The sequence below is a fragment of the Pseudomonas reidholzensis genome (assembly GCF_900536025.1).
Classification (GTDB): domain Bacteria; phylum Pseudomonadota; class Gammaproteobacteria; order Pseudomonadales; family Pseudomonadaceae; genus Aquipseudomonas; species Aquipseudomonas reidholzensis.
Map to the genome: position 1 here is coordinate 67,391 of NZ_UNOZ01000037.1, position 13,190 is coordinate 80,580.

General features: G+C 65.9%; 11 protein-coding genes. 8 read left to right on the forward strand and 3 right to left on the reverse strand.

The window, feature by feature from the left end; all coding sequences use genetic code 11:
* Window positions 1-86: 86 nt before the first annotated feature.
* The 3 genes from CCOS865_RS25630 to CCOS865_RS25640 form a co-directional block, all read right to left on the reverse strand.
* Window positions 87-458, reverse strand: a complete 372-nt coding sequence (locus CCOS865_RS25630; RefSeq protein ID WP_119146152.1) for a translation initiation factor Sui1 — start codon at window positions 456-458, stop codon at window positions 87-89.
* Window positions 459-656: 198 nt separating this feature from the next.
* Window positions 657-1,196 carry an NUDIX hydrolase gene (locus CCOS865_RS25635; protein WP_119146154.1) on the reverse strand — a complete coding sequence of 180 codons (540 nt, stop codon included), beginning with the start codon at window positions 1,194-1,196 and terminating at the stop codon, window positions 657-659.
* 2 nt (window positions 1,197-1,198) lie between these two features.
* Window positions 1,199-2,266 (reverse strand): DUF2333 family protein, encoded by a 1,068-nt coding sequence (locus CCOS865_RS25640; RefSeq protein ID WP_119146156.1) that lies wholly within the window; start codon window positions 2,264-2,266, stop codon window positions 1,199-1,201.
* Window positions 2,267-2,515: 249 nt separating this feature from the next.
* On the opposite strand from CCOS865_RS25640, the gene CCOS865_RS25645 reads away from it, so the two are divergent.
* The 8 genes from CCOS865_RS25645 to CCOS865_RS25680 all read left to right on the forward strand — a co-directional run bounded on the left by CCOS865_RS25645 (window position 2,516) and on the right by CCOS865_RS25680 (window position 13,161).
* Window positions 2,516-4,132 carry a diguanylate cyclase gene (locus tag CCOS865_RS25645; protein ID WP_119146158.1) on the forward strand — a complete coding sequence of 539 codons (1,617 nt, stop codon included), beginning with the start codon at window positions 2,516-2,518 and terminating at the stop codon, window positions 4,130-4,132.
* 125 nt (window positions 4,133-4,257) lie between these two features.
* A complete protein-coding gene (locus CCOS865_RS25650) occupies window positions 4,258-6,219 on the forward strand; it encodes a methyl-accepting chemotaxis protein (protein ID WP_119146160.1) in 1,962 nt (653 codons plus the stop codon).
* 95 nt (window positions 6,220-6,314) lie between these two features.
* Entirely contained in the window at window positions 6,315-8,099 is a 1,785-nt protein-coding gene (locus tag CCOS865_RS25655) for a protein-disulfide reductase DsbD (protein WP_119146162.1), read from the forward strand.
* Between the two features lie 178 nt (window positions 8,100-8,277).
* A complete protein-coding gene (gene aroQ / locus CCOS865_RS25660; RefSeq protein WP_119146164.1) occupies window positions 8,278-8,730 on the forward strand; it encodes a type II 3-dehydroquinate dehydratase in 453 nt (150 codons plus the stop codon).
* 100 nt (window positions 8,731-8,830) lie between these two features.
* On the forward strand, window positions 8,831-9,286 hold the full coding sequence (accB, locus tag CCOS865_RS25665) for an acetyl-CoA carboxylase biotin carboxyl carrier protein (RefSeq protein WP_119146166.1): 456 nt from the start codon (window positions 8,831-8,833) through the stop codon (window positions 9,284-9,286).
* Window positions 9,287-9,303: 17 nt separating this feature from the next.
* Complete coding sequence (accC, locus tag CCOS865_RS25670; RefSeq protein ID WP_119146168.1) at window positions 9,304-10,659, forward strand: acetyl-CoA carboxylase biotin carboxylase subunit; 1,356 nt, start codon at window positions 9,304-9,306, stop codon at window positions 10,657-10,659.
* Window positions 10,660-10,835: 176 nt separating this feature from the next.
* On the forward strand, window positions 10,836-11,729 hold the full coding sequence (gene prmA, locus CCOS865_RS25675) for a 50S ribosomal protein L11 methyltransferase (RefSeq protein ID WP_119146170.1): 894 nt from the start codon (window positions 10,836-10,838) through the stop codon (window positions 11,727-11,729).
* A gap of 28 nt (window positions 11,730-11,757) precedes the next feature.
* Entirely contained in the window at window positions 11,758-13,161 is a 1,404-nt protein-coding gene (locus tag CCOS865_RS25680; RefSeq protein ID WP_119146172.1) for a DUF3426 domain-containing protein, read from the forward strand.
* Window positions 13,162-13,190 lie beyond the last annotated feature (29 nt).

Sequence of the window (13,190 nt, forward strand, 5' to 3'; positions counted from 1 at the left end):
AGATGACGGTTCGTCCATGCCCACGGGTAGACCCTGGCCACGCAGACGAGTTTAGAAAGCCCTGGGCAAAAAATCCCCGAGCGGCATCAACCGCCGGATTTTTTTGCCTTGAAGCCCTGCTTGGTCAGCTCGGCGAGCAGCAGCTCGACGTGATCGCCCTGAATCTCGATGACGCCGTCTTTCAAGGCGCCGCCGGTACCGCAACGGCGCTTGAGCGTGGCGGCCAGCTCCTTGAGCGGCTCGAGCGCCAATGGCACGCCACTGACAGTGGTCACGGTCTTGCCGCCGCGGCCTTTGCTTTCGCGGCGCACACGGGCAATACCATCACCTTCGGGGATGACCTGCTGCTTGCAGATGCAGGCGTCAGCCGGTTTGCCGCACTCGGGGCAATGGCGACCTGCATCGGTGGAATACACGAGACCGCCCAAGGCGGAGAAGGAAGAAGCTTTCTTGGCCACTTTTGTTCCTCTTGCTGAGGACAAAAACTGGTCGACGCCCTTGGCTGGGGCCGACCGCGAAGCCCCACTCTGGCAGGGGCGGCGCTACTGGCGCAGATCCTGCGACAGCCCGAAAAGGGCGCGCAGTGTAACGATAAATGCGCCGATTGCTAAGTACCGGAATGCGCCATTTTACGCGTCTTTTGCGACCCTTTGCGGCTAGCGGGCCTGAGTCGCCTGGTAGCGTTGCAACGCAGCCAGCGAATCCGGGCAGTACGCCAGGGTGCGGCACTCGGTTTCAACCTGTCCCAGGCTGACAAAGCGCGCCTCGATGACCTCCTCCGGCTGCAGCCGCAGCGGGCCATCCCAGACGGCCGAGAACACCGCGCACCAGAGCCGGTTGCCGGGCTGGTCGAAGAAGAACTTCTCGTGGAAGCGCAGCGCGACGCCACTGACCCCGAGTTCTTCTTCAAGCTCACGCGCCGCCGACTCGGCGTAGCTTTCGTCGGCCGCGACCATGCCGCCGGCCGCCACGTCCCAATACCCCGGGTACACCGCCTTGCTCAACGAGCGCCGGTTGATGCACAACTCGCCGGCACCGTTGAACAGCAGGATGAAGGTGCCGCGGCCAATCAGCCCAGCCTCGCGCAACTGCGCACGGGGCAGGGCCCCGAGCAGTTCATCGGCCTCATCGGCCCAGGCAATCAGTTCAAGGTCGGAGGCCGCGCGGTGCGCGGCCTCGGCGGGGCTGATGGTCATCTTCAGCCCTGCGACAGCAGCTGACGCAGGTCGATCACCGCGGCGTTGGCCCGGGAGATATAGTTGGCCATCACCAGCGAGTGGTTGGCCCACATGCCAAAGCCACTGCCGTTCAGCACCATCGGGCTCCACAGCGCTTCCTGCGAGGCTTCCAGCTCACGGATGATCTGCCGCACGCTGACCGTAGCGTTCTTCTTGGCCAGCACGTCGGCGAAGTCCACTTCGATCGCACGCAGCAGGTGCGACAGCGCCCAGGCCTGACCACGCGCTTCGTAGAAGACGTTGTCGATCTGCATCCACGGCGTTTCCACCAGCTCTTCGTCGAGCTGCGGCGCCTGGCCGGCCACCACGGTCTCGGTCTTCAGCGTGCTGTTCAGCTTGACCCGGCCGACACTCGCCGACAGGCGCTGGGACAACGACCCCAGGCGCGTGGCGACATCGCCCAGCCAGTTGTTGAGGTTGTCGGCACGGGTGTAGAAGATCGCGCCCTGGTCACCAGCGGCCAGGCGCGCCTGGTAGCGGTTCAGCGACTTGATGCCCTCTTCGAACTCGGACTCGCTCGACGGCAGGATCCAGCTCTTGTTGTCGAAGTTGAAGCGCGGCTCGGCCTTGGCCAGGTCGGCATCTTCGGTCGACTGCGACTGCGAACGGGCGAAGTCCTTGCGCAGGGCCCGCGACAGGTCACGCACCTGCACCAGCACGCCGTATTCCCAGCTCGGCATGTTGTCCATCCACAGGCCCGGCGGGAAGCGGTCGTTGGAAATATACCCACCCGGCTTGTCGAGCAGCGTGCCGGCGACGGTCTTCAGCGTTTCAATGGTGGTGTAGCCGATCACCATCTTGTGCCCCGTGCGCTCGGAAGCGGCTTGGGCGCTCTGCTGCACCGGGAACAGCTCGGGCTCCTGGCTCCAGTACCAGCCGAGGCCGATACAGACCAGCAGGTACAGCCCGATCAGGGTCCCCAGGGCGCGGCTCCAGAGGCCGCCTAGGTAGCTACGGGTAGCGGCGCCACGGGTGTCGACCCGCTCGCGGGGCTCGGCTTTGGCCTCGCGGTTTTTCCAGTCCAGCATGGCATTGTCCTTAATCAGTCACGACGGTTCAGGGCTTTGGACCTCAGGTCTCGGCCAGGGTGCCACGGCCAGCCCATGTCCCTGCACTATAAAGCAGACACCGCCTTACGCATAAGCGACCAGGCGGTCAGCAACTGAATAGGCGTCCTCGATCGCATTGTTGACATGAGGCACACGTTTGCCCCAGAAGTGGTGCTAGCATAGAGCCATCATCGCACCTGCACCCTCCCTCACCAATGTAGTCAGGACATGACCCAGCCAGCCGAGCCGAGCCACCAGCGCCTCAAGCAGCACTTCGCCCAGCGGGTCATCCATCAGGCCCGGCAGATTCTCGAGATCTGGCAGCGCCTGCAACGCGGCGAGTGGTCAGCCAGCGACCTCGGCGAACTGAGCGAGGCCAACCTGCGCCTGCTGCGCTATGCCGAGCGCTTCGAACAGCCCGAGCACGGCGACTTGTCGCTGGCGATCGGCCAGACCCTGCGCGCCATCGAAGCCAACAGCGCCCGGCTCAACTCCGACCTGATCGGCGAACTCAACCGGCTCATGCAGCGGTTGTCGCGGACCGGCCTGCGCAAGGGCGACCAGCTCGACGACGTGCCGCTGCCGCCCGTGCGCAAGCCGGTGTATATCGTGCTGCAGGACCACGAACGCGCCGAGCGCCTGGCCCAGCAACTGGAGTTCTTTGGCCTGGGGGTGCAGGCGTTGTTCAGCGCCGAGGCGTTCTGCGCGTCGATGAGCGAGCGGCTGCCGTCGGCGATCGTCATGGACGTCGACTTCAGTGGCCCCGGCTGCGGCCTGCAGTTGGCGGCGCAGGCCCAGCAAGGCCTGCAGCAACACATCCCGCTGCTGTTCTTCAGCCTGCACGAAACCGACACGCCGACCCGCCTGGCCGCCGTGCGCGCCGGCGGTCAGGAGTTCCTGACCGGCACCCTGGAAGCCTCCAGCCTGCTGGAGAAGGTCGAACTGCACACCAGCGCTACCCAGTACGACCCGTTCCGGGTGCTGGTCATCGACGACTCACGCGCCCAGGCCATGCACACCGAACGCCTGCTGAACAATGCCGGGATGATCACCCGCACCCTCACCGAGCCGATCCGCACCATGGCCGAGCTGGCCGACTTCCAGCCCGACCTGGTGATCCTCGACCTGTACATGCCCGACTGCACCGGCCCGGAACTGGCCAAGGTGATCCGCCACAACGACCGCTATGTCAGCGTGCCGATCATCTACCTGTCGGCAGAGGACGACCTGGACAAGCAGCTCGATGCCATGAGCGAGGGCGGTGACGACTTCCTGACCAAGCCCATCCGCTCGCGTCACCTGGTGACCACCGTGCGCAACCGCGCCGCCCGTGCCCGCCACCTCAAGGCACGCATGGTGCGCGACAGCCTGACCGGCCTGTACAACCACACCCACATCCTCCAGTTGCTCGAAGATTGCAGCTTCCGTGCGCGCCGCGAGGGGCAGCCGTTGAGCTTCGCCATGCTCGACATCGATCACTTCAAGAAGATCAACGACCGCCACGGTCACCCCATGGGCGACCGGGTGATCAAGAGCCTGGCGCTGTTTCTCAAGCAGCGCTTGCGCAAGAGCGACTACATCGGCCGCTACGGCGGCGAAGAGTTCGCCATCGTCATGCCCAACACCCCGCTGGCCGCGGCGCACAAGGTGCTCGACGAGATCCGTCGGCGCTTCTCGGAGATTCTCTACCCGGCGCAGCCGCACGACCTGCATTGCACGTTCAGCGGCGGCGTGGTGCAGCTCGATGAAGCCCATGACGCGCTGACCATGGCCAGTGCGGCTGACGAGGCGCTGTACCGGGCCAAACACGCCGGGCGCAATTGCGTGGTGCGGGTCGAGCCGTAGCGCCGCCGCCATACCGGCAAAACGCCATGTTTTTTCTGACGCCAAGCCGCCGTCGTCATCACCACGTCACAAAACCGCAATAACTTCAGGCACCTATCTCCCCACTCCCGCCGGAAGTTCGCGCCATGCGCCTGAAGTGGCTGACCAATTTCAACACCCTGTTGCTGGTAACCGTGTGCCTCGCCCTGGGCGCCACCTTGTGGTGGTCGCAGCGTGCCCTTGAGCGCCCCTATCAACTGATGGAGCGCTACCTGGGCCTGTCCCAGCAGTTCCAGAACAGCGCCGCACGCAACACCCAGGCCTACCTGGCCAGCGGTGACGCCCTGCGCCACGCCGCAGCCATGGAAGCCAGCACCCAGCTGCAAGCGGCCCTGGCCGAGTGGCCAGCGCCGTTGGCCGACCAGCTGCGGCCGAGCCTGGACGACCTGCAGGCCTTCAGCGCCAATGAGCTGCTCGCCGCCGGCAAGCTGGCCGGCGACCCGCAAGCACTGCTGCTGCAGGCCGAACGTGAACTGGGGGCCAACCTCGAGCAACTGGCCGGGTACGCCCGCGACAGTGGCAACAGCGACGCCCCGCGCTACCTGGCGCCACTGCTGGACGCCTCGGTGCACCTCGGCCGGCTGTCGCTGGCCCGCGACAAACTGGTCAGCAGTGGCCGGGCGGAGCTGGCCGACGAGGTCGAGCGCGAACTGCAACTGATCCGCGCCCAGGCCGACCTCGTCGACACCCTGCCGCTGCTCGGGATCACCCGCGCCAACGACTCCAACGCCGATGACTTCGCCGCACTGATGGGCCTGCAAAGCGAGGCCAGCGCGCAACAGGAAGACGTCGCCGTCGGCCTCAAGCGCGAACTGCAGAGCCTGCTCGCGCGCTACCCTGCCGAGCTGCAGCGCACCCGCGAGCAGATCCAGCGCCGCACCGCCCTGGCCACCAGCACTGGCGAACGGCTCGACGCCGTGCAACAGGCGATCGCTGCGCTGGAGCCGGAAGTCCGCGCGCAGCATGGCAAGATTGCCGCCGAGGTGCGCATCATCCAGGGCCTGATGATCGGCCTGATCCTGCTGATCGCGCTGCTCATCGACACCCTCCAGCGCCGCCTGACGCGCACCCTCACCAGCCTGGCGCCAGCCTTGTCGCGCTGGGCCGAGGGCGACTTCGCCGAGTCGATCACGCTGGGCAAGACCAACCGCGAGCTGCACGACATCGAAGCGTCGCTCAACCGCCTGCGCCAGTACCTGGTGCAACTGGTCGGCACCCTGCGGGCCAATGCCGAGCAGGTAGCCGGGAGCAGCCACGCCCTGGCCGGCATGAGCAGCGCCTTGCACGATGGCGCCGAACGCCAGGCCGGCGACACCGCGCAGATCCGCGACGCCCTCGGCGAGCTGGAGGCGACCATCCAGCAGGTCGCTGGCGATGCCAGCTCGGCGGCGGACGCCAGCCACGACGCCGGTCGCGCGGTCGAACACGGCCAGGCGGTGATCGGCCAAAGCCTTTCCGGGCTGCGCGCGCTGGTCGACGAAGTACAGGGCAACGCGCAGATGATCGAACAGCTGGCCGAGGAGTCGGCGACCATTGGCGGTGTGCTGACGGTGATTCGCTCGATTGCCGAGCAGACCAATTTGCTGGCCCTGAACGCCGCCATCGAAGCGGCCCGGGCCGGCGAAATGGGCCGTGGTTTTGCCGTGGTGGCTGATGAAGTGCGCTCGCTGGCGCAGCGCACGACCGGTGCCACCGGCGAGATCCAGGCCTTGATCGACCGCCTGCAACTGGCCGCCCGCGACTCGGTGCAAGGCATGCGCACGCAGCTGGAGCACGCCGAAGCCACCGCCAGCCAGGCACAGGCAGCCGACGGCGCGCTGGATGAGATCGTCAGTGCGATCCAGACCATTGCCCTGACGGCGGTACGCATCGCCGATGTAACGGCGCAGCAGACCGGGGCGGTGAGTGAGATCCGCGATCACAGTGAGCGGATTCACCAGTTGGGTGAAGACAACCTGCAGCGCATCGGCGAGGGGCGCGAACAGGGCGAGCAGTTGCTCAAGCTGGGCGGCGAGCTGAACACCGCCGTGGGTGCGTTCAGGCTTTGAGTCGGCGCTAACCGGGGCGGCTTGGTAACCCTTCGCGGCCCCAATGCAATCCAACTCCGTTATCATGCCCGCACGTTCTACCTCGCGAGTCCGCCATGCGCCGCCTGTTTTTCCTGCTGTTTCTGCTGCTGGCCAGCCCGGCTTTCGCCAGCGGCCTGCTCGACAACCGCCCCAGCGCCACCCTCGGCGCGTCCTCGCTGAGCAACAGCGCCGACTTCCTGCCGGTGCACGAGGCCTTCAAGCTCAGCCTGGTCAGTGCCGACGCGCACAGCATCAAAGTGCGCTTCGTCGCCACCGACGGCTACTACCTGTACCGCCACCGCTTCCAGTTCCGCAGCGAGCCGGCCGACATTGCCCTGGGCAGCGCACGGATCCCACCCGGCGAAGCCAAGCACGACGAGTTCTTCGGTGATGTCGAGGTGTACCACGGTGTCCTCGACATCGACATCCCGCGCCCAGCCGGCGACACCCGCGCCTTCACCCTGCTGGTCGGTTACCAGGGCTGCGCCGACAAAGGCCTGTGCTATCCGCCAGAAACCGCCCGCCTGGCTATCGATGGCGACGCCGGCGCAGTGCCCGCCAGCGGCGCCATCGATGGCCAACCGGGCTGGAACTGGAAGTCGCTGCTGCTGTTCTTCCTCGCCGGCGTTGGCCTGACCTTCACACCGTGCGTGCTGCCGATGCTGCCGATCCTTTCCGGGGTGGTCCTGCGCGGCCAGGTCGGCGGCTGGCGCGGCTTGAGCCTGTCGCTGGCCTACGTGTTGCCGATGGCCGCCTGCTTCGCCCTGCTCGGCGCCTTGATGGGCGTGTTCGGCGCCGGCCTGAACCTGCAGGCACGGCTGCAATCGGCCTGGGTGCTGGTGCCGTTCGCGTTGTTCTTCGTGCTGTTCGCGCTGGCCATGTTCGGCCTGTTCGAGTTGAAGCTGCCGCAGGCCTTGAGCGACCGCCTGGCCGGCGTCGCCAATCGCACCAAGGGCGGCTCGCTGGTGGGCGCGGCGGTGCTCGGTGTGCTCTCCAGCCTGCTGGTCTCGCCGTGCGTATCGGCGCCGCTGGCAGGCGCCTTGCTGTATATCAGCGCCAGTGGCGACGCCCTGGGCGGCGCCCTCAAGCTGTTTGCCCTGGGCCTGGGCATGGGCGCCCCGCTGCTGCTGATCGCCACCGGTGGCGCGGCCTGGCTGCCGAAAAGCGGTGCCTGGATGAACACCGTCAAGAACGCCATCGGCGTGCTCCTGCTGGGCCTGGCGATCGGCCTGCTCAGCCGGGTCCTGCCAGGGCCTGTGACCCTGCTGTTGATCGGCCTGCTGGCCGCCGGCGTGGCGTTGTTCCTCGGCGCGCTGGAGCTGGTGGTGAAGACGCCGCGTGAGCGCCTGGCGCAGCTGCTCGGCCTGGCGCTGCTGGTGTACGCGCTGGCCTGCTGGTATGGCGCCTTGAGTGGCCAGGGCGACCCGCTGCGCCCGCTGCCAGCGCCCGCCCAGACCAGCAGCAACCCCGCTGCAGCCAAGGCCGATGCCTGGCAGACCCTCACCACCCCTGCGGCACTCGACGCGGCCCTGGCCGAGGCCAAGGCCGGCGGCCAGCCGGTGCTGCTCGACTGGTACGCCGACTGGTGCATCAGTTGCAAGGTGATCGAGCACGACGTGTTGTCTGCGCCCGCCGTACAGGCACAGTTGGGCGCGTTCAAACTGCTGCGCTTCGACATCACCGAGAGCAACGCCGAGCAACGCGGCCTGCTCGACCGCTACCAGCTGTTCGGCCCGCCGGCGCTGCTTTTCTTTGCGGCGAACGGTGGCGAACTGCGCGACGATCGGGTGGTTGGTGAAATAAACGCCGGCGATTTTGCAGCGGTCATGACGCGCGTGCGCGGCAAACTCGGTCTATAACTTCCCGCTGGCGGGGTTATTTCTCTGCATAGGTGACCAGAGTTAATAATCCGGTCACATACTTTGCGCGAATCTCGGACATCGTGCTGGCTATTGCAGGGAACTGGACACTCGTGGTCGCTTTGCGGCATAGTCGCCGCGCATGTCGAATTGCCCTACAAGACCAAGGAAACCGCAGATGGCTACCCTACTGGTGCTGCACGGCCCCAACCTGAACCTGCTCGGCACCCGCGAGCCAGGCCACTATGGTGCCGCCACCCTCGCCCAGATCAACCAGGACCTGGAGCAGCGTGCCCGCGCCGCAGGCCACCATCTGCAGTACCTGCAGAGCAATGCCGAATACGAACTGATCGACCGTATCCACGCCGCGCGCAACGAAGGCGTCGACTTCATCCTGATCAATCCGGCTGCTTTCACCCACACCAGCGTCGCATTACGTGACGCATTGCTGGCGGTGAGCATCCCATTCATCGAAGTGCACCTGTCAAACGTGCACAAGCGTGAACCGTTCCGGCACCACTCCTACTTTTCCGATGTCGCCGTAGGGGTGATCTGCGGCCTGGGCGCCACCGGCTACCGGTTGGCCCTGGAGTCTGCGCTGGAACACCTGGCTGGCAACGCACAGCCCTGATGAAACAAGGCCTTGGCCCCTTCGGGCCGAGGTCATAGAGAAACGTTTTCGACACGTTTTCAAATTACGTCCCCGACCGAATCTTGGGAGTTGCTGATTAATGGATATCCGTAAAGTCAAAAAGCTGATCGAACTGCTGGAAGAGTCCGGCATCGACGAACTGGAGATCAAGGAAGGCGAAGAGTCCGTTCGCATCAGCCGTCACAGCAAGACCCCAGCAGCCCAGCAATACTTCGCGCCACAACCGATGGCCGCAGCCCCTGTCGCTGCCGCGCCGGTTGCCGCTGCTGCACCTGCCGCCGAAGCCGCTCCAGTACTCAAGGGTACTGTGGTCCGCTCGCCAATGGTCGGCACCTTCTACCGCAAGCCGTCGCCGACCTCGCCGAACTACGCTGAAGTCGGTCAGACGATCAAGAAGGGCGACACCCTGTGCATCGTCGAAGCGATGAAGATGATGAACCACATCGAAGCCGAAATCAGCGGTGTCATCGACGCCATCCTGGTAGAAGACGGTCAGCCGGTTGAGTTTGACCAGCCGCTGTTCACCGTCGTTTGACCCTCGGAGAGCCAACGATGTCTGCGAAGCTGGAAAAAGTCCTGATCGCCAACCGTGGGGAAATTGCCCTGCGGATCCTGCGTGCCTGCAAAGAGCTAGGCATCAAGACCGTCGCCGTGCACTCCACGGCTGACCGCGAGCTGATGCACCTGGGCCTGGCAGACGAGTCGGTCTGCATCGGTCCTGCTTCGTCGAAAGAGTCCTACCTGCACATCCCGGCGATCATTGCCGCGGCCGAAGTGACTGGCGCTACCGCCATTCACCCGGGCTACGGCTTCCTGGCGGAAAACGCCGATTTCGCCGAGCAGGTCGAGAAATCCGGTTTTGCCTTCATCGGCCCGAACGCCGCCACCATTCGCCTGATGGGCGACAAGGTGTCGGCCAAGGCGGCGATGATCAAAGCCGGCGTGCCGACCGTACCGGGCTCCGACGGCCCGCTGCCGGAAGACGAAGAAGAAGCCCTGCGCATCGGCCGTGAAGTCGGCTACCCGGTGATCATCAAGGCCGCCGGTGGCGGTGGTGGTCGCGGCATGCGCGTGGTGCACAAGGAAGAAGACCTGATCGAATCGGCCAAGCTGACCCGCACCGAAGCCGGTGCTGCGTTCGGCAACCCGATGGTCTACCTCGAGAAGTTCCTGACCAACCCACGTCACGTGGAAGTTCAGGTCCTGTCCGACGGCCAGGGTCACGCCATCCACCTGGGCGACCGCGACTGCTCGCTGCAGCGTCGTCACCAGAAGGTTCTGGAAGAAGCGCCGGCCCCAGGCATCGACGAGCAAGCCCGCCAGGAAGTCTTCGCCCGCTGCGTCAAGGCGTGCATCGACATCGGCTACCGGGGTGCGGGTACGTTCGAGTTCCTCTACGAGAACGGCCGGTTCTACTTCATCGAAATGAACACCCGTGTTCAGGTCGAGCACCCGGTTTCGGAGATGGTCACTGGTATCGACATCCTCAAGGAGATGCTCAGCATCGCCGCGGGCAACCCGCTGTCGTTCACCCAGGATGACGTGGTGATTCGTGGTCACTCGCTGGAGTGCCGGATCAACGCCGAAGACCCGCGCAAGTTCATTCCGAGCCCGGGTACCGTCAAGCACTTCCATGCCCCGGGCGGCAATGGCGTGCGGGTCGATTCGCACCTGTACAGCGGCTATTCGGTGCCACCGAACTATGACTCGCTGATCGGCAAGCTGATCACCTACGGCAAGGACCGCGACGAAGCCATGGCGCGCATGCGCAATGCCCTGGACGAGATCGTCGTCGACGGCATCAAGACCAACATCCCGCTGCACCGCGACCTGGTGCGTGATGAAGGTTTCTGCAAAGGTGGCGTCAACATCCATTACCTCGAGCACAAACTGGCTAACCAGGATTGAGCGTGAGTTGATGCGGTTGTGAACAACCCCGGCCCTGTGCCGGGGTTTTTTATTGCCCGCTCACCTGCCTGCCCACCGCGACGTTGGCGCATGCAGAAAACCCCGCACTGCAGTAAACTCCCCCCCTTCGCGCAGCCCAGCGCTGCCCTCAACCCGATTCATCAAAGGTACCCGCCATGCCCTGGCTGCAAGTACGCCTGGCCATCAGCCCAGAACAAGCCGAAACCTACGAAGACGCCCTGCTGGAAGTGGGCGCTGTCTCGGTGACCTTCATGGACGCCGAAGACCAGCCGATCTTCGAGCCGGACCTCAACACCACCCCGCTGTGGTCGCACACCCACCTGCTGGCGCTGTTCGAAGCCGATACCCAGCCCGACCAGGTGTTCGCCCACCTGCAACTGCTGACCAACGCCGAACTGCCCGAGCACCAGGCCGAGGTCATCGAAGACCAGGACTGGGAGCGCAGCTGGATGGACAACTTCCAGCCGATGCGCTTCGGCCGTCGCCTGTGGATCGTGCCGAGCTGGCATGAGGCGCCCGAGAAAGACGCGGTCAACCTGCTGCTCGACCCGGGCCTGGCGTTTGGCACCGGCACCCACCCGACCACCGCCCTGTGCCTGGAATGGCTCGACGGCCAACAGCTCGAAGGCACCCAGGTGCTCGACTTCGGCTGCGGCTCGGGGATCCTCGCCATCGCTGCGCTGCTGCTCGGCGCGCGGGAAGCGGTCGGTACCGACATCGACGTGCAGGCCCTGGAAGCCTCGCGCGACAATGCCGGGCGCAATGGCATCGAAGACCACCTGTTCGCGCTGTACCTGCCCGAGCAGATGCCGGCCATGCAGGCCGACGTGCTGGTCGCCAACATCCTCGCCGGACCGCTGGTTTCGCTGGCGCCGCAACTGTCCGGGCTGGTTCGCCCCGGTGGCCTGCTGGCGCTCTCGGGTATCCTTGCCGAGCAAGGCGAAGAAGTCGCCGCCGCCTACGCCGCGGACTTCGCGCTGGATCCGATCGTCGTACGCGACGGCTGGGTACGCATCAGTGGTCGCCGTCGCTCGGCAGGCCTAGAATAATCTCCTGCACAGCCCCCCGGATCGCCGCATGACCGACAGTTTCGTCACCCAGTGCCCGCATTGCCAGACCAGCTTTCGCGTCACGCACCACCAGTTGAGCGTGGCCCGCGGGGTGGTGCGGTGTGGCCAGTGCCTGCAGGTATTCAACGCCGCCAAGCAGCTGCTCGAGCAGAACCGGGCAAACCTTGCCCAGCCTGCACCCGCGGCGCCCGCCGAGGTGCCGCCGGTCGCGGCGCCGCTCATTGCTGTCGAGCCGGTCAGCGTGCCTGCAGCACCGCTGGCGCCACTGCCGAGCGAGCCTTTGGCACCCGCCCAGGACAGCTGGGCGAGCACCTCGCAGGCGCTGGATGAGCTCGACCTGGACCAGGCCCTGGCTCACCTGGAACGCCGTGGCCAGCCCACCGAGGGCCAGGCCGAGGCGCGCGACGATGCGCTGCAGGCCCGGCGCGAAGATCACGGCCCGGATGCCCACGCCGACCTGCCGTTCGGCAACGCCACCGACGAGCCCCTGCACACCGAGCCAGAACTCCTCGAGCCCCAGCCACCGCTGGTCGAACCGGTGCTGGAGCCGGAACCCGAGCCGGAGCCGCTGACGCTTGAGCCGATTCCGGGCGAGCGCACCGAACCCACCTTGAGCCTGGACCTCGAAGCGGACGACGAAGCGCTGCGCCAGCCGCCCACCTTTGACCTCGATGCGCCTGAGCCGGCGCTGCGCGAACAGGACCGGCTGGCCGCCAGCGACGACCATGAGCCCACCGAACGCGGCCTCAGCGCACTGGACGACGAGGCACGCGGCGAGCGGCTCTCGGCGCGCGATGACGATGATGGCGACGAACTGCCCGAGGGGCGCATCGAACCCGGCCTGAACAGCCGCACCGCCCGGCGCAAGGAACCGTTGATCGACGTGGTCGACGACCCGCTGCGGCTGGACTGGCAAAAGCCCAAGGTGAACTGGGGCAAACGCCTGCTGTGGGGCGCGCTGACCCTGTTCGCGGCCGGCCTGCTGGCGTTCCAGTACCTCTGGTACCACTTCGACGAAATGGCCCGCCAGGACCAGTACCGCCCGTGGTTCCAGCAACTCTGCCCGATGCTCGGCTGCAAGGTGCCGACCCGGGTCGACATCGGCCGGATCAAGAGCAGCAACCTGGTGGTGCGCAGCCATCCTGACTTCAAGGGTGCGTTGATCGTCGACGCGATCATCTACAACCGCGCGCCCTTCGCCCAGCCCTTCCCCCTGCTCGAGCTGCGCTTCGCCGACCTCAACGGCCAACTGATCGCCAGCCGTCGCTTCAAACCGAGCGAGTACCTCTCGGGCGAGCTGGCCGGGCGCGGCGAGATGCCGAGCCAGACGCCGATCCATATCGCCCTGGATATCCTCGACCCGGGCCCCAAGGCCGTGAACTACAGCCTCAGCTTCCGCTCACCGGAGTGACAGGCCCGTCCGGACGCCGGTTTACCGGC